General features: G+C 37.1%; 19 protein-coding genes. 18 read left to right on the forward strand and 1 reads right to left on the reverse strand.

Features of this window, described 5'->3' with window-relative positions:
- Positions 1 to 7 precede the first annotated feature (7 nt).
- From prfA to J3U73_RS01765, 17 genes are all read left to right on the forward strand, one after another.
- A complete protein-coding gene (gene prfA, locus J3U73_RS01685; protein WP_267394391.1) occupies positions 8 to 1,096 on the forward strand; it encodes a peptide chain release factor 1 in 1,089 nt (362 codons plus the stop codon).
- Positions 1,089 to 1,937 (forward strand): peptide chain release factor N(5)-glutamine methyltransferase, encoded by an 849-nt coding sequence (gene prmC / locus J3U73_RS01690; protein ID WP_267394389.1) that lies wholly within the window; start codon positions 1,089 to 1,091, stop codon positions 1,935 to 1,937. The genes prfA and prmC overlap by 8 nt, the downstream gene beginning before the upstream one ends.
- The gene (locus J3U73_RS01695) at positions 1,937 to 2,941 is read left to right on the forward strand and encodes an L-threonylcarbamoyladenylate synthase (protein WP_267409398.1); all 1,005 of its coding nucleotides are present in this window, start codon (positions 1,937 to 1,939) and stop codon (positions 2,939 to 2,941) included. The genes prmC and J3U73_RS01695 overlap by 1 nt, the downstream gene beginning before the upstream one ends.
- 87 nt (positions 2,942 to 3,028) lie before the next feature.
- Entirely contained in the window at positions 3,029 to 3,658 is a 630-nt protein-coding gene (gene upp, locus J3U73_RS01700; RefSeq protein WP_220269542.1) for a uracil phosphoribosyltransferase, read from the forward strand.
- Positions 3,659 to 3,776: 118 nt separating this feature from the next.
- Positions 3,777 to 4,490: a F0F1 ATP synthase subunit A gene (atpB, locus tag J3U73_RS01705; protein ID WP_220269543.1), complete on the forward strand. Its 714-nt coding sequence runs from the start codon at positions 3,777 to 3,779 to the stop codon at positions 4,488 to 4,490.
- An 18-nt stretch (positions 4,491 to 4,508) separates the two neighbouring features.
- Complete coding sequence (gene atpE / locus J3U73_RS01710; RefSeq protein ID WP_220269544.1) at positions 4,509 to 4,733, forward strand: F0F1 ATP synthase subunit C; 225 nt, start codon at positions 4,509 to 4,511, stop codon at positions 4,731 to 4,733.
- A 45-nt stretch (positions 4,734 to 4,778) separates the two neighbouring features.
- Positions 4,779 to 5,291, forward strand: coding sequence for a F0F1 ATP synthase subunit B (atpF, locus tag J3U73_RS01715; RefSeq protein WP_220269545.1), 513 nt, complete (start codon positions 4,779 to 4,781; stop codon positions 5,289 to 5,291).
- Positions 5,291 to 5,839: an ATP synthase F1 subunit delta gene (gene atpH, locus J3U73_RS01720; RefSeq protein ID WP_267409399.1), complete on the forward strand. Its 549-nt coding sequence runs from the start codon at positions 5,291 to 5,293 to the stop codon at positions 5,837 to 5,839. The genes atpF and atpH overlap by 1 nt, the downstream gene beginning before the upstream one ends.
- A 14-nt stretch (positions 5,840 to 5,853) precedes the next feature.
- Entirely contained in the window at positions 5,854 to 7,365 is a 1,512-nt protein-coding gene (gene atpA / locus J3U73_RS01725) for a F0F1 ATP synthase subunit alpha (RefSeq protein ID WP_267394380.1), read from the forward strand.
- A gap of 10 nt (positions 7,366 to 7,375) precedes the next feature.
- Positions 7,376 to 8,338 carry a F0F1 ATP synthase subunit gamma gene (locus J3U73_RS01730; RefSeq protein WP_220269548.1) on the forward strand — a complete coding sequence of 321 codons (963 nt, stop codon included), beginning with the start codon at positions 7,376 to 7,378 and terminating at the stop codon, positions 8,336 to 8,338.
- Positions 8,339 to 8,361: 23 nt separating this feature from the next.
- The gene (gene atpD, locus J3U73_RS01735; RefSeq protein WP_267409400.1) at positions 8,362 to 9,801 is read left to right on the forward strand and encodes a F0F1 ATP synthase subunit beta; all 1,440 of its coding nucleotides are present in this window, start codon (positions 8,362 to 8,364) and stop codon (positions 9,799 to 9,801) included.
- An 11-nt stretch (positions 9,802 to 9,812) separates the two neighbouring features.
- Positions 9,813 to 10,250, forward strand: a complete 438-nt coding sequence (locus tag J3U73_RS01740; RefSeq protein WP_267394375.1) for a F0F1 ATP synthase subunit epsilon — start codon at positions 9,813 to 9,815, stop codon at positions 10,248 to 10,250.
- Positions 10,251 to 10,321: 71 nt separating this feature from the next.
- Positions 10,322 to 10,552 carry a DUF1146 family protein gene (locus tag J3U73_RS01745; RefSeq protein WP_220221054.1) on the forward strand — a complete coding sequence of 77 codons (231 nt, stop codon included), beginning with the start codon at positions 10,322 to 10,324 and terminating at the stop codon, positions 10,550 to 10,552.
- 82 nt (positions 10,553 to 10,634) lie between these two features.
- Positions 10,635 to 11,624 (forward strand): rod shape-determining protein, encoded by a 990-nt coding sequence (locus tag J3U73_RS01750; RefSeq protein WP_220221055.1) that lies wholly within the window; start codon positions 10,635 to 10,637, stop codon positions 11,622 to 11,624.
- Between the two features lie 18 nt (positions 11,625 to 11,642).
- On the forward strand, positions 11,643 to 11,936 hold the full coding sequence (yidD, locus tag J3U73_RS01755; RefSeq protein WP_267409401.1) for a membrane protein insertion efficiency factor YidD: 294 nt from the start codon (positions 11,643 to 11,645) through the stop codon (positions 11,934 to 11,936).
- 8 nt (positions 11,937 to 11,944) lie between these two features.
- Entirely contained in the window at positions 11,945 to 12,172 is a 228-nt protein-coding gene (locus tag J3U73_RS01760) for a DUF2969 domain-containing protein (protein WP_220269552.1), read from the forward strand.
- A gap of 27 nt (positions 12,173 to 12,199) precedes the next feature.
- Positions 12,200 to 13,393: an FtsW/RodA/SpoVE family cell cycle protein gene (locus J3U73_RS01765; RefSeq protein ID WP_267394369.1), complete on the forward strand. Its 1,194-nt coding sequence runs from the start codon at positions 12,200 to 12,202 to the stop codon at positions 13,391 to 13,393.
- A gap of 58 nt (positions 13,394 to 13,451) precedes the next feature.
- Here J3U73_RS01765 and J3U73_RS01770 read toward each other — a convergent pair whose 3' ends face one another.
- Positions 13,452 to 13,910 carry a universal stress protein gene (locus tag J3U73_RS01770; protein WP_220269554.1) on the reverse strand — a complete coding sequence of 153 codons (459 nt, stop codon included), beginning with the start codon at positions 13,908 to 13,910 and terminating at the stop codon, positions 13,452 to 13,454.
- Positions 13,911 to 15,839: 1,929 nt separating this feature from the next.
- Between J3U73_RS01770 and J3U73_RS01775 the strand changes: the two genes are divergently transcribed.
- On the forward strand, positions 15,840 to 20,591 hold a 4,752-nt coding region (locus J3U73_RS01775), incomplete at its 3' end, for a pectate lyase-like adhesive domain-containing protein (RefSeq protein WP_267409402.1).

The raw sequence follows: 20,591 nt of genomic DNA on the forward strand, positions 1-20,591 counted from the left end.
AGAAAACATGGATAAGATTATGGCACAGCTTGAAGGGCTTGTGGCTCACTATGATGAGTTGCAGGAAATGATGGCCGATCCAGAAGTTATCAATGATACTAAGCGCTACATGGAGATATCTAAAGAAGAATCTGACTTGCGCGAAGTAGTCGAAAAGTATCGTAAATATAAAGCAGATAAAAAAGAAATTGCAGAAAATAAGGAAATTATCTCCAATGAAAGTGATTCTGATTTAGTTGAAATGGCTAAAGAGGAAAACAGCGACTTAGAAAAAGAAATCTCTGATTTGGAAGACCAGATTAAAATTTTGATGCTGCCCAAAGATCCTAACGATGATAAAGATATCATTATGGAAATTCGGGGCGCTGCTGGTGGAGATGAAGCTTCTTTATTCGCCGCTGACTTACTTAGAATGTATGAAAAGTATGCTGAGCGGCAAAACTGGCAAGTTTCAATTGTTGATAGTGAAGCGACTGAAGTGGGCGGTTATAAGCGCGTCGCAGTTATGATTACTGGTGATAAGGTTTACTCTAAGCTTAAATACGAAAATGGTGCTCATCGGGTACAAAGAATTCCAGTTACTGAATCCCAAGGTCGTGTTCATACGTCAACTGCCACTGTGGCCGTAATGCCAGAATATGAACAAGTTGATTTTGAACTTGATCCAAAGGATATTCGTGTTGACGTTTATCGTTCAAGTGGTGCCGGTGGCCAGCACATTAACAAGACTTCTAGTGCTGTTCGGATGACGCACTTGCCAACTGGAATCGTAGTGGCGATGCAAGATCAGCGTAGTCAGCAGCAAAACCGGGAAAAAGCAATGCAAATTCTAACTTCTCGTGTCTATGACTATTACGAAAGTCAAAATAGGGATCAATATGATGCCAAAAGAAAAAGCGCTGTTGGGACAGGTGATCGTTCCGAAAGAATTAGGACATATAACTATCCGCAAAATCGGGTGACAGATCATCGCATTGGTCTAACATTAAATAAATTAGACCGAATTATGAACGGTGAACTTGATGAAATTATTGATGCACTGATTTTATATAATCAAACTAAGCAGTTAGAGGAGCTGGCTGAGCAAAATGTCTAAGATTGTCACTTTAAGTGATTTACGAATCTGGTCTTCTGAAACAGCGCCTGATGAGCGCCCAGAAGATATTGCTTTTCTATTGGCCGAGCGGCTAGGATTGAGTCCCAGTGAATTTCAATTAAAACAGGATTTGCAATTAACTACTAAGCAGATAGCCCAAGCAAAAAAAGATATTACTAAACTGGCCAAAGGTATATCACCGCAGTATATCTTGGGTTACTCTTGGTTTTACGGCTATAAAATAATGGTTCAGCGGGGTGTGCTAATTCCGCGCTTTGAAACTGAAGAACTAGTAAGTTGGGCTTTGGCGCATTTAGCAAATAACCAAACAATTCTTGATTTGGGCACTGGTTCAGGCTGTATTACAGTTGCTTTGGCTAAGCAAGCAAAAGAAAAGGGGATTAGTAACCTGAATTTTTATGCTTCAGATGTTACTGATGCTGCCCTTAGAATTAGTGAGGAAAACTTTTTACTTCATGACATTGATGTAACCGTAAGAAAGGCTAATATTTTAATTGGATTAGAAAAATTTGATGTGATTGTTTCTAATCCTCCTTATATTAAAGAAACAGAACAAGATGTCATGGATCAAAATGTCCTGCAAAATGAGCCAAAAGAAGCGCTGTTTGGTGGTAAAGACGGAATTGTTTTTTATCAAAAATTTGTCAAGCAAGTTCGGCAGCATTTAAATCCTGGTGGAAGATTCTTCTTAGAGTTTGGCTTTAGTGAAAAAAAGCAGCTTGAAGAATTGTTTGCTAAAGAATTGCCTGACTTTACGATTGAATTTAAAAATGATTTGGCTAATAAGCCCCGTATGGTAAGTGGAAAGTGGAATAAGTGATGGAAACAAAGATTTTTGATCAAGAAAAAATCAATGATGCAGTTGAACTTTTAGCTGCTGGGGAACTGGTAGCTTTTCCGACCGAAACGGTTTATGGCTTAGGCGCTTTGGCAACTAATGAAACAGCCGTAAAGAATGTTTATGCTGCCAAAGGTCGCCCCAGCGATAATCCATTAATTGTCACAGTTTCTGATGAAAAAATGATGGCTAAATATGCTAGGGAAATTCCAGAAAGAGCCCAGAAACTGATTAAACATTTTTGGCCGGGTCCATTGACTATTTTGCTTTTTGTCAAACCAGGCAGTTTACCGTCCGCTGTGACTGGCGGTTTGGAAACAGTTGCGTTTCGTTGTCCTGATGATAAATTGACCCATGAACTTATTGCTAAACTGGGAGAGCCAATTGTGGGTCCGTCGGCAAATACTTCGACTAAGCCGAGTCCAACGACTGCCCAACATGTTTACCATGATTTAAATGGCAAAATTGCTGGAATTATTGACGGCGGACCAACGAAGGTCGGTCTTGAGTCAACAATTATTGATTTATCTGTTAAAACACCAGTTGTTTTACGTCCTGGTGAAATAACTCCTGAAGAATTGAGCCAGGTTTTAGGTGAAAAAGTACTGATTAATTCCGGTAAGGTAGCTGAAAAGGGTGTACCCAAAGCTCCTGGAATGAAGTATCGGCATTATGCACCAAGCGCTCCCGTCATTGTGGTTGATCACTTAGAAGATTTTTTGCAAATTGATTTCAATGATACGATTGGGGTCATGGCAGTAGAAGATATACTCGCAAAGATTAAATTACCAGAAGAAAACAAGTTTAATTTAGGTAATTCCTTACAAGAAGCTGATCATAATTTGTTTGGTGGCTTGCGTTATTTTGATGATAAACCACAAATTAAGCAAATTTTTGTCCAGGGATTTAGCGGCAGTGAGTCTTCACTTGCTTACATGAATCGGTTAGATAAAGCCGCTGCGGGGCATCACTATATGACAAAATAAAAAAACGACAGCAAAGGACTTTAAACCCTTTGCTTTTTTGATTAAAATAAGCGAGAAGTATTATTTGTTTAGTAGGAGGAAAAAAAGATGGGCAAATTTACGGTTTTAGATCACCCGTTGATCCAGCATAAGTTAACAATTATTCGCCGTAAGGAAACAAGTTCCAATGAATTTCGGCAAATTGTTGGTGAAATTGGGGGACTAATGACTTATGAAATTACTCGCGATTTACCGTTAAAAGATGTTGAAATTGAAACACCTATTGGCAAAACCACGCAAAAAGAGATTGCTGGCAAAAAGATGACCATTGTCCCAATCTTACGTGCAGGAATCGGGATGCTCAATGGTGTGATGGAAATGATTCCATCGGCCAAAGTTGGCGTAATTGGAATGTACCGTGACGAGAAAACATTAAAGCCACATGAGTACTTTTGCAAAATGCCAAAGGATATAGCTGAGCGCGAATGCTTAGTAGTTGATCCAATGCTGGCAACTGGTGGTTCTGCCAACATGGCCATTGGTGCTTTAAAAAAGCGGGGCGTTAAAGCAATTAAGCTGGCAGTTTTAGTTGCTGCTCCCGAGGGTGTTAAAGCCATTCAAGAAGAAAACCCTGATGTTGATATTTATGCAGCTGCTGAAGACGAAAAACTGTTGCCCAACGGTTACATCACACCAGGGCTTGGTGATGCAGGTGATCGTTTATTTGGCACAAAATAGTGTCTTTAAGCAAAAAAATTAAGAAAATTCGCTTACAATTTTTCACAAAATTTTTGTTTGGTGTTAATATTGTATGAGTGTTCTATAATTTGGGCACAAGAAGGGAGGTCACGAAGTAATGGAGAGACCATTTGTTTTTAAGTTCTTGGGTTTGACCTTTGATCTTTCGGGGATTATTGGCTCAACTTTAATGGCAGCTGTGGTTTTATTTGTCTGCATCTGGCTTTCACGAAAAGTTGAAATGAAGCCTAACAAAAGGCAAAATGTGATTGAGTACCTGCTTGATTTTACTGATGGAATTGTTAAAGATAATGTCAGTGATCCTGATGCGCGCAAGCACTTGTCCTTATATGCTTTTGTGTTGTTTCTATTTATTTGGTTTATGAACCAATTAGGTCTTTTCTTGGAAGTCAAGGCTGGCGATAGCATTTTCGTTAAATCCCCAACTGCTGATCCAGTAACGACAATGTCGTTTGCAATGATGACCTTGCTTCTATCATTTACATTTGGAATGCAAAGATTTGGCACTAAAGGTTATTGGCGTAATTATGCTGAACCTGTTGGTTTTCTTTTTCCGATTAATATGATGGAAGAGATTACTAACTTTTTAACGCTGTCTTTGCGTCTATATGGTAATATTTATGCAGGTGAAGTTTTACTAACTTTAATTGGTAATAGTTTTGCACCTAGCTATGGTGCACTAACTTTAGTTTTAGCTGCACCGCTTGCTATGATATGGCAAGGTTTCTCTGTCTTCATTGGCTCTATCCAGGCATATGTTTTCGTAACCTTATCAATGGTATACATTGGTAAAAAGGTTACACAAGAATAATTTTTCGGAGGTTTAAATATGTCACAAGCTTTTAAATATATTTCCGCAGCGGTTGTAGCTGGTATTGCTGCTTTAGCTGCTTCATGGGGTAATGGTAAAGTTATTACAAAGACGGTTGAAAGTATAGCTCGTCAGCCTGAAAGTGCAGGTAACTTGAGATCGACTATGTTTATCGGTGTTGGTTTAATTGAAGCCGTTCCAATTTTGGCGATCGTTGTTGCTTTTCTGATTCTCTTCCGTTAATTTTTTAAAAATTTCGGTTAAAGTAAAAAGAGAGAAGGGCAGTAAATGATATTTCAAACTTTATTTGCAGCCTCTGCAGGTCATATATATCTTGGCAATACCATTTGGTATTTAATAGTTTTTGCGATTTTGCTTATCTTAGTAAAACATTATGCTTGGGGACCAGTTTCCAACATGATGGAGAAAAGACGGCAAAAGGTGATTAATGATTTGGATTCGGCTGCTGACAACCGTAAAAAAGCTGAAGTTTTAGCTAATGAACGTGAAGCTGCCTTGAAGAATTCAAAACAAGAGGCAACGCAAATTCTCTCGGATGCAAAGGCGAATGCTCAGAAAACAAGCAGTCAAATTGTTGCTGAGGCTAATGATGATGCAGCATCTATTCATGAAAAAGCTCAAGCAGATGCTGCTCAAGCTAAATCAGATGCTCTAAACGAAGCCCGCGCACAGGTTGCAGATATTTCAGTGACGATTGCAGAAAAAGTGATTGCAAAGAATTTATCTGCTGACGATCAGAAAGATTTAGTCGATCAATTTATTAAGGGGCTGAACGAATAATGGCCTTGACTAAAGAAGAAATTGCTGCACGTTATGGTACTGCACTATTTGATTATGCGCAGGACATGAATGCTTTAGATAAAGTTCATGCAGATTTAGGGGAATTGTGTGAGGCAGTTTCCGCTAACCCTAAGATTTTAAGTGTTTTTAGCGATCCGGTTTTTAATAGCGCTGAAAAGAAAAAGTCGTTATCAATAATTGAAGCAGGTTTTACTGAAGAAGTTCAGACCTTTTTAAATTTGCTGTTAGATTATAACCATTTTTTACAATTAGTTGACATTATTGATTGCTTTAATGAGCTATATAATGACAATAAGAAAATTATGACAGGTACGGCTGTTACCGCTGTTGAGCTTGATGATGCACGATTAAAAGCTTTAGGTCAGAGTTACGCAAAAAAGTACGATTTAACTAGTGTTAATCTAAAAAATGAAGTTGACAAAAGTATAATCGGTGGTGTAATCCTGAAAGTTGGCGATTGCGTGATTGATGGCTCAGTTAAAAACAAACTGAAAAAAATTCGTGCGCAGTTAATTAGTAAAAATTAAAAGAGGTGAAACCATTGAGCATTAAAGCAGAAGAGATTAGCTCTTTAATCAAGCAACAGCTTGAACACTATGATGACAAACTCGACATCAACGAAGTTGGGGTTGTAACTTACATAGGTGATGGTATCGCCCGGGCTCATGGATTGAATAATGTTCTTGCTAATGAACTATTGGAATTTGACAATGGTTCTTATGGTATTGCCCAAAACCTTGAATCTAATGATGTTGGTATCATTATTTTGGGTAACTTTGATGATATTCGTGAAGGTGACCAAGTCAAAAGAACCGGTGAAATTATGAGAGTGCCGGTTGGAGATGAGTTAATTGGTCGGGTCGTAAATCCATTAGGTCAGCCAGTTGATGGCTTAGGCGACATTAAGGCCTCAAAAACTCGTCCAATCGAGGCTTCAGCACCGGGTGTTATGCAGCGACAATCAGTTAATCAACCACTGCAAACTGGTATTAAAGCGATTGATGCTTTAGTTCCAATCGGTCGTGGTCAGCGTGAGTTAATCATAGGTGACCGTAAAACCGGTAAAACTAGTCTGGCAGTTGACACAATTTTGAACCAAAAGGGACAGGATGTAATTTGTATTTATGTCTTTATTGGTCAAAAAGAGTCAACTGTTAGAACACAAGTAGAAACATTAAAACGTTTTGGCGCAATGGACTATACCATTGTTGTTGAAGCAGGACCAAGTGAACCAGCACCAATGCTGTATATTGCACCATATGCTGGTACAGCTATGGGCGAGGAATTTATGTACAATGGCAAGGATGTTCTGGTGATCTTTGATGATCTATCCAAGCAAGCTGTTGCTTACCGTGAACTTTCTTTGCTACTTCGTCGTCCGCCTGGTCGTGAAGCTTATCCTGGTGATGTTTTCTATTTGCATTCACGTCTGTTGGAGCGTAGTGCAAAGTTGAGTGATGATCTTGGTGGCGGTTCGATGACTGCCATTCCATTTATCCAAACTGAAGCTGGCGATATTTCGGCTTATATTCCAACCAACGTAATTTCTATTACGGATGGTCAAATTTTCTTACAAAGTGATTTGTTCTTTGCGGGAACTCGTCCAGCTATTGATGCTGGTAATTCAGTTTCTCGTGTTGGTGGTAGTGCCCAGATAAAGGCTATGAAGAGGGTTGCCGGTACATTGCGTACAGATTTGGCAGCCTACCATGAATTGGAAAGTTTCGCTCAATTTGGCAGTGATTTGGATCAGGCAACCCAGGCTAAGTTAAACCGGGGACGCAGAGTTGTTGAAGTATTAAAGCAACCTTTGCACGACCCAATTCCAGTCGAAAAGCAAGTTATTTTATTGTATTCATTAACTCACGGTTACATCGATTCCGTTCCTGTTGAAGATATCGCGCGGTTTGAAAAAGAACTTTACGATAACTTTGATAGTAATCATGCAGATCTATTAGATCACATCCGTAAAACAGGAGAATTGCCAGATGAAACTGAGTTGAAATCTGCAATTTCACAATTTGCTGATAGTTTTTCACCAAGTAATAAATAGGAGGTAGCTTATGCCTGCATCTTTACTTGAGTTGAAGAAAAAAATTGCTTCAGTTAAGCAAACTGGTAAGATTACGGAAGCCATGAGAATGGTTTCTGCTTCAAAACTTAATCAAACTGAAAAGCGCGATGAGGGCTACACGATTTATAACGATCATGTAAGACAAACCTTGTCTCGCTTAATGAGTGCAGAAGTTGTCCGTCATTTACAGAAAGAAAATGTTGCTGTTGACGAAGATAGTATTGGCAAAATCGATTATGAAAATGTTTTTGGCTTAGGAATCGTTTCTGATATGGTTCAAGCAAGGAAAAAGGTCAAATCAACTGGTTATTTAGTTATAACTGGTGACCGTGGCCTTGTTGGCTCATATAACAGTGCCGTCATTAAAAATATGATGGGTCTTGTTCAAGATTCCAAAGCTGAAAATAAAGATATTAAAATTTTAGCAGTGGGCTCTGTAGGGGCAGAATTTTTTAAAAAGAATAACTTAAATGTTGTGTATGAAAATGCTGCTATTTCTGATGTTCCAACATTTGATGAGGTTTTACCAATCGTCTCAACAGCGATTAAAATGTATTTGAATGGTGTTTATGATGAATTGTATGTTTGTTATACGCACCACATTAACTCTTTGTCTTCTGCATTTAGAGTTGAAAAAATGTTACCGGTTGTCGATATTGATATTGGAATCAAAGAAGCTGAAGCACACAGAGATTTAGAATATGATATTGAACCAGATGTTAACGCAGTTTTGACCACTTTAATTCCACAATATGCTCGTTCAACTATTTACGGAGCTATTCTGGACGCAAAAACAGCCGAGCATGCAAGCTCAATGACTGCTATGCAGAGTGCGACAGACAATGTTAATGACTTGGTTTCAAGTCTGACAACTAAATTAAACCGTGCAAGACAAGCAGAAATTACCACTGAAATCACTGAAATTGTCAGTGGTGCTAATGCTTTGAAATAAATTGAGAAAAGGAGGTAGATGTTTTGAGTGAAGGTGAAGTTGTTCAAGTAATCGGCCCCGTTGTCGATGTTAAATTTCCACTTGATAAAAACCTACCTGATATTGACAATGCTTTGCGTGTAGTTAAATCAGAGGATGAAACTATTGTCCTTGAAGTCACGCTAGAGCTTGGGGATGGCGTTTTAAGAACAATCGCCATGGAATCTACCAATGGTCTCCGTCGCGGAATGAAAGTCGAAGATACCGGCGGTCCAATATCCGTTCCTGTTGGTAACGATACTTTAGGACGTGTGTTTAATGTTCTCGGTGAACCAATCGATAATGGTCCAAAATTTGATAAGGATCATGCTCGTAATAGTATTCACCGTAATGCACCAAAGTATGATGAATTAACAACTAGTCAAGAAATACTTGAAACTGGAATTAAGGTTATTGACCTGCTGGAGCCATATGTTCGTGGTGGTAAAGTTGGGCTGTTCGGCGGTGCCGGTGTTGGTAAAACAACTATTATTCAAGAGCTAATCCATAACATTGCGCAAGAACACGGTGGTATTTCCGTTTTCACTGGTGTTGGTGAAAGAACTCGTGAAGGTAACGACCTTTATTTTGAAATGAAAGCATCTGGCGTTTTAAGCAAAACCGCCATGGTTTTCGGACAAATGAATGAGCCGCCTGGTGCCAGAATGCGAGTTGCATTAACCGGGTTAACTTTGGCAGAGTATTTTAGAGATGTTGAAGGGCAAGATGTGTTGCTCTTTATCGATAACATCTTCCGGTTTACGCAAGCTGGTTCTGAGGTTTCAGCTTTACTAGGTCGGATGCCAAGTGCCGTTGGTTATCAGCCAACTTTGGCAACTGAAATGGGGCAATTGCAGGAAAGAATTACTTCGACAAAGAAGGGTTCAATTACTTCAATTCAAGCCGTTTATGTGCCTGCTGATGACTATACTGACCCAGCACCTGCGACTACTTTTGCTCACTTGGATGCTACTACTAATTTGGAGCGTAGCTTGGTTGAGCAAGGTATCTATCCAGCAGTTGACCCCTTAGAGTCAACATCAAGCGCTTTGGATCCTGAAGTAGTTGGTGAGGAACATTATGATATTGCAACTCGTGTACAACATATTTTGCAACGTTACCATGAACTGCAAGATATTATTTCTGTTTTAGGTATGGACGAATTATCTGATGAAGAAAAAGTAATTGTTAGTCGTGCTCGTAAGATTCAGTTCTTCTTGTCACAAAACTTCTTTGTTGCTGAACAATTTACCGGGGTTCCTGGTTCATATGTTCCAATTAAAGAAACAATTAAAGGCTTTAAGATGATTCTCGATGGTCATTTGGATGATCTTCCTGAAGATGCATTTCGTAGTGTAGGCCCAATCGAAGATGTTTTACAAAAAGCAAAAGATATGGGCGTAACAGCTAGTGATCCTGAAGCTAAAGCCTTGTTAGAAAAGTAGGGTGATGTCACATGGCAGATCCAGAAAAGCTTTTTAAGGTTAATGTTGTAACTCCAGATGGGCTAATTTTTTCACATCATTGCAGTATTGTGGAAATGCGCGCAATAGATGGTCAGCGGTCGATTCTGTATAATCACTTACCGATTTTAACGCCACTCGCAATTGGCGAAATCAAAGTAACTCGTAGTCGACAGATGAATAATGCTGTTAACCATATTGCTGTTAGCGGTGGCTACTTCGAATTTTCAAATAACGTTGCAACTATTATTGCGGATAGTGCGGAACGCTCCAGCAATATTGATGTTTCGCGTGCCGAGGCAGCTCGAGAACGTGCACAAAATGCAATGAAAGAAGCTAAAGCTGCGCATGATCAACGTTCACTGGAAAGAGCCCAAGTTGCATTAAGAAGGGCTGTAAACAGAATTAGTGTTTACAATTCAAGTAAATAGTATTAAAGTTTTAACGGACGCACAATTTTGTGCATCCGTTTTTATTTAATTGAAGAAATGTGAGAAGAAGTATGTTTCAACTTGGTGTACATGCCTTGATTAGTATTGTAATTTACTTGATTACAATCGGCTTATCGTTTCAAATTATGAAAAGCGTTCAAGTAGAGAAAATTATACGAAAAAATAAAATTTTTGAGGCTCAGCTTTTGTTGATTTTTGCTGCAATTGCTTTAGGCTTTTTAGTAGGCAACTTTTTCATTACTCTAATTGACACATCTTTGCAGCTGAGTAATTTCTTTTAAGACTTAATTAAACGAATGAAGCTAAAAGCAAACTTGGTATCTTTATGGTAAAATGTACAATGAATATTTATGGAGGATTATCGTGGCACGAGATATAGGAATAGATTTGGGGACAGCCAATGTGCTTATCAATGTTTCTGGCAAAGGAATAGTTTTGAATGAGCCCTCAGTTGTCGCTGTTAATACAAGTACAAATAAAGTTGTAGCCGTTGGTACAGAGGCTTATAAAATGGTTGGGCGGACGCCCGGTAATATTCGGGTAATTAGACCATTGAAAAATGGTGTCATTGCCGATTTTGATATTACAGAGGCGATGCTGTCCTACTTTATCGAAAAGTTAAATGTCAAAGGCTTTATGTCAAAGCCTAACATACTAATTTGTGCGCCAACAGGAGTTACGTCAATTGAACAAAAAGCGATAATTCAAGCAGCAGAAAAATCTGGTGGCGGTAAAGTATACTTAGATTTCGAACCTAAGGTTGCCGCAGTAGGTGCTGGTCTTGATATTTTTAAGCCGCAAGGAAACATTGTAATTGATATTGGTGGTGGAACTACCGATATAGCCGTTTTATCAATGGGTGAAATTGTAACTAGTCAATCTTTGCGCTATGCCGGCGATCATATGAACCAAGCAGTTGTTTCATATATTAAAAATAAGCACAATCTTTTAATTGGATCTCGGACCGCTGAACAGATTAAAATTGAAATTGGCAGTGCTTTCGAGCCGGATAAAGAAGAAACGATTACTGTTCGTGGTAGAGATGTAGTTGATGGGTTACCTAAGCAAGCCACAGTTTCAGCTCCAGAAATTCAAGAAGCACTTCATGATGGTTTAATGACTATTATTGCGGCCACAAAAGATGTTTTAGAAAAAACACCACCGGAATTATCAGCTGATATTATTGATCGTGGCATTATGCTTACTGGTGGTGGAGCACTACTTAAAAATATTGATAAACTTATTTCGTATTATCTTAAAGTTCCTGTATTGACTGCCGATCATCCTTTAGAGGCTGTAGCCTTGGGAACAGGTATTTTACTTAAGAATATTGAAAAGCATCAGCGTCATTGATAGAATTGGGAGATTGGCTTGCGTAAATTAATGATTTTTTTAGTTAAAATTTATCAAAAGGTTATATCCCCGGCTTTACCTAAAAGTTGTCGTTATTATCCAACATGTTCAACCTATATGATTGATGCATTAAAGAAATTTGGACCGGTTTTAGGGTTAGTCATGGGAATTTGCCGAATTTTACGGTGCAATCCATTTGTACGCGGCGGAGTAGATCCCGTGCCAGATAAATTTACTGTTTTACGTAATCCTCATCCAGAAAAATATGAAGATGAAATTATCGCTAAAAAATTTCATCCATATGTAAAGTAGGAGAAGTTATGTCAAGAAAGCCAGAAAATATAAACGTTGAGATAAATGAATTAAAAGGAAAGGAAAACCCAACTTGGGAAGTAGTGATTCCAAATAAAAAAGCGATTGGTTTAATTGAAAAGATTTCTGGTCGTTATCGTGCCACAACTGGAAAGACTAACAGTATCTTGTATTCAAAAAGTTTAGAAAGCAGCATTAACGACTTGCTTTCTTACTTTTCATTACATGAAAAATAGTTAAACAGTATCGGACAGTGATAATTAATGGTAAAAGTACAAAATAAAACTAGTCTTTTTGATCAGATAGCTTGGAATATTGTGATTCCTGTTTTAATTCTTGCGGCAATTGGTCTTTACTCAATTTACTTTGCGGCAGTTGATGATCCAAGTCATATGGGTAGCCCATTAAAAGCCGTATTGATGCAGGGATTATGGTACGTTATCTCGTTTGTAATTGTTATTTTTGTGATTCAATTCGATGCGGAACAATTATTTAGGATCGCACCTTATGTTTATGGTTTTGGGATAATGCTGCTTGTTGCCGTTTTATTCTTTTATAATCGGAGTATTGCGGCTGATGCGGGGGCAAAGAGTTGGTTTAAGCTCGGACCAATTTCATTTCAGCCTTCGGAGGTTATGAAACCGGCATTTATTTTAATGCTAGCGCGGGTTGTTCATGAACATAACCAAAAGATGGCACATACAATAAAAAACGATTGGCTACTCATCGGTAAGATGCTAGCTTGGCTTTTTCCGATTGCTGTCTTGTTAAAATTACAAAATGACTTTGGGACCATGCTAGTGTTTATTGCTATCGTTGGTGGCGTTATACTTGTTTCAGGAATATCGTGGAAAATCATCACACCGATGTTTGTAGCTGTCTTTATATTAGGAACAGTAACTATTTTTATGGTTACAACTGCTGGAGGACAGTCTTTTCTTAGCCATTTCTTTCAGCCTTATCAGTTTAGACGAATTATGTCCTGGCTTAATCCCTCGACGGATACTTCAAAAGCAGCCTACCAGCTATGGCAGAGCATGCAGGCGATTGGTTCAGGGCAGATATTTGGTAATGGTTTTGGGAACCTTAGTGTGTATGTTCCAGTTCGCGGCTCTGATATGGTTTATTCTGTCATTGGCGAGTCCCTTGGCTTCGTTGGCAGTGTCGCGGTAATATTGTTATACCTATATTTAATTATTCAAATGGTTCGTATTACTTTTGATACAAAAAATGCTTTTTATTCGTATGTTTCAACTGGGGTGATTATGATGATTTTGTTTCATGTTTTTGAAAACATTGGAATGAGCATTGATTTATTGCCATTAACCGGTATACCTCTACCATTTATTTCGCAGGGGGGATCAGCCCTAATTGGCAACATGATTGGAATCGGCATGATTCTCTCAATGAAGTTTCATAATAAGGATTACATGTTTAGCCAAGCAGGTGACTTCTAATTAATTTATTTATTCGCATAAAAAAACACTTCGAAAATTCTTGAAGTGTTTTTTTAGTTTAAATTAAATCCTGGTTCTCTTTTGAACGGCAAACTAGAACATCACAGTCAGCGGTTCTAGTAACATACTCGGTCACACTACCAATTAAAATTCGTTCAACTGCATTTAAGCCAGTAGCACCAACGATGATTAGATCAATTTGATGCTTCTTTGGAAATTCGTGAGCGATGATTGATTTTGGAGAGCCAAATTCAATTGAAAAGTGTACTTCTTCAACACCAGCTTTCCTAGCTTCGTCATAGTATTCCTGCAATTTTTCTTTCGCGTCATTTGAAACCTGTTCAACCATTTCAGAGTCAAAACTCGAAACATTTTGAAACGAACGGGTGTCAATGACATGTAAAATTTCAAGTACTGCCTCATTACGTTTAGCAGCAGCAACAGACTTTTTAAAAGCTAAATCTGCTTCTTTTGAACCATCAACGGCCACCTGAATACGGTGATATTGTTTCATCATATAAAACACCTCTCTGATACTATTTTACCAAATTTTTGCTGCACTAATCATTCTTTTGATTAATTAAAAGACTAAAAATTAGAATAGTAATGGAACTAAGAAACAAGGTTATTAAGTTCAGGTATTTATTTGCTTGAAATAATATGAAACAGCCGATAAGACATTCAATTGTTAAAATAATTGCTGTCCATGACATGATATGAGTAAAACTGGTGTTGCTTTTTTGACTGTAAATTAAAAATTGCCGCTTGCGGTTGCTCCATAAGTATAGGGCAGTTGCCAGTATGATTACCAGGTAAATCGTCATAACAAATTTAAGAATCATCAATTTCTCCAAATAAAAAAACGGTCATCAGACCGCTTCGTAATATTCTAAATAAATCCAAGTCGACTAAAGTAGCAAAACAATGCTTGTTGAACCCGCAGTGTTCAAATAAATGAGACGTATCGCAACGAATATGGATCCTATCAACAGATAGTCTTCCGATTCGAAAGTTATTTACAATCTCGCATGTTTTATGTTTGACCGGTCAACTATAAATAATTAAGCCATTAGTTCGACTCAGATCAATTATTATACTACCTAAGAGCATAATATTTGTCAAGGGTTTATGAATTATGAGGAGGCTTAATTCCATCGTAAAAGCAATTAATATATTTGCTAGGTTTAAACTCAATAAATTAAACTTTTTAGTATCGTTTAAAATTAATAATCTTTATAAGCGTAGTAATATTTTTTAATTCGTGAATATCATTGTACAATAATGCGATGGCCGGCGCTCCAATGTGATTTGCGCAAAAGCCAGAAATTTTTTCTTAGTTTTTAAAGCTAAAATTAAGCTTGTACTGCATTAATAGCTTTTAATTACAAAACTAATACGAAGTAAAGACTTAGGTCAAATTATAAATACACTCTTGAAAATTGTTAACCCGAATAGCCTGAATTTAAAGGGCTATTTTTTATTTAGATAAGTTGGTTAACAACAGCATTTTAATTTTTCATTGCTCGGTTCTAATTCATTTTAGTTTTTTAGCAGACTGAAACTCTAACTGCGCATCTTTCAGTAGCTTTTAGCAAGCTCACTTTTGAGAGCAAATCTTGACATTTTCATGAGAATAATCACGGGCAACCCTTATTTGCATATAACTAGATGGCCATGGATTGCTTCAAAAATAATAGTTTCAATGACTATGTGTAGCTGTTGTTCATAAAAAAACAATGTGTGCCGAAGACCTACCTAAAAGAGTAAGTTTGAAAATAGCTCTAACACTTTTGCTAAACGAGGTGAGTTAAGCCTAACCGATAATTTCTTTTCCAAATACATTGTTCTTATAATCAGAATAAAGTGTCCGACATCGTATAAAAAATTCTAATTTTAACTGATGAATATTTGGCTATAGAAAAGTATTTTTAATAGTTTGATTTAAAATCTGAATTTTATGTGGTTTATTAAAAGATCCGGTCTTCTTTATCACAGTATTGCTAGCAGTATTAAATCATACTAAGCATATGTAAATTAATAATGAATAACTAAATATAAATAATTAAGCTTAGGCAATATGTTTCAATTAGTTCTTTCTTATTGTTAAGCTTTTACTACTTATTTATTTAATTAAACCTGGTCATGTTTTTTTAAACAAGATTGATGTTGAAAAAGAATTAAAAGGTATAAAAGGTCTCACCTAAAAATATTATTCTTTTTACCTAAATGACAAACCAAGAAAATTGCTTAATACGTTATTTTATTTAAGCCGCAAAAGTTATGTGTTTTAGAAAAAAATAGACCAATAATCGAATATAAGATTAATTAAAATTACAAATTTAGTTTTTTATAAAAGCACATAAAAAATAAATTAAATATTGACATCTCAATAATTTGGGGCTATCTTAAACCTGTATAGTATTTGTCAATAGGAAAGGACGTTTGTATGTTAGGAAAGAATAATTACAAAGAACGCTTGAAGAAGATGGAAATGCAATCTAAGCAAGACCATTTTTCAATACGTAAACTAAGTATTGGAGCGGCCTCTGTATTACTTGGCTTTACTTATTTTGGTTTAAACAGTCAAACAGCGAAAGCTGATACTGTTGACCCTAATCAGGAAGTTAGTGAAAATGTAAACACAGATTCTGCTCAATCCTCTTCGAATAGTTCTGGGAAAAAGATTGAAGTCCAAAATACTCAATCTGACAGTATAAAAGTAAAGAATCCCAAGCTGTCGACTTATAAAGGTTTAACTTCATTTTTTAAAGGTACTGACAAGGTAATTGTGAAAAATGATAACAATAACAATAATCAACCTTTGAGTAAATCTAGTGAAACGCAATCTGTTGCTGAAAAAGACAATCAGATTGACAATTCTGCAGAAAAACAAGCAACTGATCAGAAGAATTCAGATCAGAATCAAAGTTCTGCTCTTACCAAATCGAGCCAGAGCAATGCTTCTGACATCACTGGTTCAACGGATGTAAAAGACGACACTAGTAAATTAATGGCTAATTCTACCGCTAACCAGGAAAAAGCTGATGAATTAACGGGGAGTGATATTCCGAATCTTGCCGTTACTGATCAAGAGCAAAAGGTTCAAGCTAGAGCTGATGACAACACAACAGGCTCTATACCAACGATTATTAATGGTGCTGCGTATATTTACACCTGGGCCCAACTTAAAACAGCTTATGGTTCCGCCGATGTTTCAAAAATTTATATTATGAAAGACATTGCTGCTGATACTGGCAATGACACACAAGATGAAATTAGCACTCCCGCAAGAAGATTATTAATTACCTCAGGTGGTAATACTAGGCATATTATTGATTTTCAGGGTTCTCATCCTGTTTTAGTTAATAGTAATAATCAACTTAGGATAACTTATCAAAATTTACAAATTTGGAGTTCAGATTATTACGGTATAATTAAAACCGATGTTTTAAATTATGATGCAGCTAGGGATAACAAAGCGGTTATTACGCTAGATGATATTGATTTTCATGGTTCCCAAATGTTATATGTAGGTAACCATAACGAAATTCACTTAAAAAATAACATTACTGCAGAAACAGTTAACAATAATTATACTAGTCCAGTAGATGGTACAGTACCTAAAGGTGGTGGTAATAACCAGCAGTTATTTGAATTTACTGGGGGTAATAATACCATTACTTTTGAGCAGCATTGTACTTTCACGGGTTCAACTTACGATGGTAATGTTATCGAAATGAGAGGCACCGATTGTAGCGTTACAGTTGCAAAAGATGCCACTGTTACTTTGAATCCATTATATAATAAAGATTCATTAGGAGGCGGTAGTGATAGCGGTGAAAATACTGATGGTGTATGCCACGGTATTTATACAGAAAGTTCCGGGAAAGTTGACGTTGAGGGAACTTTAAACATTAATGTTGGTAAAAACCCTAAGCTTAATTATAATGGATCACCAAATAATGCACGGGCTAAGGCAATTAGTCTTAAAGGTAATTCATTGTTTAATATTGGATCTGGTGGTAGTGTTAATATCACCACTAATGGTAATATTTCTAGCGGAAATGGTAACAATAATTTAGTTTATGACGGTGGTAATTTCATTATTAATCCCAATGGTTCTTTGATAATAACCGGGGAAGATATGGGCAATTACTCAAGTACATTGGTTGCAATTGCCGGGAGTGCAGATGTTGAAAATGGTACTTTTGAAATTCGTCTGAAAAATGGTGGATCGACTGGTGCAGGCAATCAGCCAATAACACTAATTGATGTCACTGGTACCAATAGTACTTTAACAGTTAATAATCCTAAGTCTTTAGTTCTGGATGCACACCTTAACACGAATCCTGGTACTAGTATCATCGGCAATAACCAGGTTACCATTTCCAACGTACGGCAAAAATTAGATCTTACAGATGCTGGTATTGGTAAGATTACCTTGCCACCTTACCACTTATTAAAAGTTAGCAAGACTAATGGAAAAATTACGGTTGCTCCAAATGGTATTGAATTATTAAATGGTCAGCAAGTTTTTAATAACGATACTCTTGCCAAAATCATGGCTGATGACCAATTAAAGACTATTTTTAATAAACTACCAAAAGAATTTTTGACAGTATTACAAGATGCTGCTAACCAAGGCATTACTTATGACAATCTCTTTAGTAAAATTATCAATTTTGCCTTCAACGATTCTTCACACATGGGTTATAACGATATTAGCTTTATTCCGGCCAATCCATCCGGCTTTTTGGATATTAATCCTGCTGATGTTAAAGTATCTTATAACGCAGATGGCTCTAGCACTATTAGTGGATCGATTTTGAATTATACAGATGAAAATGATGGCCCTTCCAGTGATGGCATATTTAGTAAAATTCTACCAGGTGGTACTCATGCTTATGTAAGAGCTTATATCAGGGACCTAAGTGATACAGAAACAGCTATTGCTCCCGACCCTAATAGCAATGTAGATGATCCATATGCTGATACAGCCGAAGCAGCTGATGCAGCTTCTAGTGATAAATTGCCACATGAATTTACTACTGTGGCTAAACTTAATAAAGACACTGGCCGTTACGAGTTTAGTTTCACAATTCCAAAAGATTCAACCAACGAGTTAGTTAAAGGCTATAAAGTTGTATTATATCCTAATGCTAATTTTATCGAATATAATCCACTGGCAACTAAATTGCTTGAAACAGATTTAAACCACAGACCAATTGCTGTTGACGTTTTAACAGCGGCTCAGGATACGGCAGCCAAAGCTATCAATGATAAGATAAAAGAGATTAATGATGCAGGCTTAGTGGTGATTAGTGATGATTTGAAGAATGCTATTGCTAATGCCAAACAAGTTGCTGCTACGTCAGATTCTAGCAACTATGATTCTCAAAGCTCAGTTTATGGTGCTGAAACCATTGCGGAAGTTAACTCAAGAAAGAATAATGCATTAAATAAGTTAATTAATGCTTATAATGATGCCCAAAAAGTATCTGGAGCCATAAATAACGCGATTACAAATTCTGGTGAAGCGATTGAGAACGCTGCAAAAGACGCAAAGCGAAGAGTAGGTAATAGTGGCCTTACTTATGATGAACAGCAAATATATATTGAAGCAATTGAAAATGCCAAGAATGCTGCTTTAGCAAAGAAAGGCGACGAAAATTTCGATCCAGAGAAGTCGATTTATGGCAGTACAAGTGTTGATGACGTTACGAATAGGCAGACTAAAGCTACTAACATTTTTAATAAGGAAGCTGCTAAAGGTGAACTTGACGGTTTTGCCAAAGACTGTGAAACAATATTAGGCTTAGACTCAACAAATAATAAGGGTGTTGAAGATGCTAAGACAGCTGCCATTACTGCTATTGATAAAATAGCTGATAGTGCTGTGCCTGTTGCTGATAACACAACAGATGTAAACAACAGTGAAAATGATGGTAAAACTAATATTTTAGATGCCGTTAAAGCGGCTGCTAAGGATCAGCTATCTAATAGTAATACTTCTGTGCAAGGTGCTATTGATAAGATTGATGGTCTGTCTGAAAAAGAGAAAGCCGATTATGAAGCTCAAGCTGGTGCGCTAGTTACAAACGATAAAAAAACTGGCTATGCAGATTTAATTGATCAAGATCCAACTGCTGCTGATATCAAAGGTCACTTAAATGATGGAATAGCAGCGTTAAATGAACTGGAAACCAAAGCAAAGGCTATTGGCCGTATTAATGATGCTGCAACTAATGCAAAAGCACAAATTGACCAGAATAAAGACTTATCTGATCCACAAACTTATAAGGATCAAATTGATTCTTTAGTTAGCAAAGGAACGGATGCTGTTAATAAAGCTGAAAGTGCAAAAATTGATACTACAGCACAGGAATATATTGATCAAATTAATAATGTTCCGAAAACAGCTGGAAACGATATATTAAATAATCAACGTAATACAGCAAAACAAGCAGTTGAAGCTGCAGCTAAAATAGCAAGTGATGCTATTTCTGCAATTTCTGATGATTTACTTGATCCAGCAACAAAGACTAAATACAACAAGCAAATTACAGATGCTGAAAATGCCGCAGAAACAGCTATCGATGCCGCTACAACCGCAAACGCAATTACTTCTGCACAAAACGCCGGTATTAATAATATTAATGATGTCTCACTTTCTGCAGAAAAAGCCAGTGCATTAACTGAATTGGCTACTGCTAAGGAAAAAGATCTTGGTCTTATAGACACTGCTCGTAAGGATGGCTCCATTGATGATCAAACAGCACAAACTGCAAGAGATAACATAAATGACATTTATAATCAAGCGGTTGTTAAAATCACAACCAAGGATAATGATATAAAGACTGTCGATACTGATAAAACCGACGCCATCCAAAAAATGGCTGATATTGCAAATAACATCAAGGGCAGTCAGGCAGAGCAAGATTTAAGAAAAGCGAAAAAGAATGCAATTGATGATCTAACGAAATCAGCTGATAAAGTTAAGACTGAGATTGCCAATGATAAGAACTTATCCCAAGTCGAAAAAGATGGCTATACAGCTAAAGTTGATCAAGCTTTAGCTGATGCTAAGACTGAAATCAACGCCGCCGAAACTCCAGAAGCAGTTAAATCCAGTGAGGATACGGCCAAAGGAAAAATAAATCAGGTCGAAAATGATGCATCACTTCAATCTGCTAAAGAT

This window comes from Lactobacillus sp. B4005, from assembly GCF_026536045.1.
Lineage (GTDB): Bacteria > Bacillota > Bacilli > Lactobacillales > Lactobacillaceae > Lactobacillus > Lactobacillus panisapium.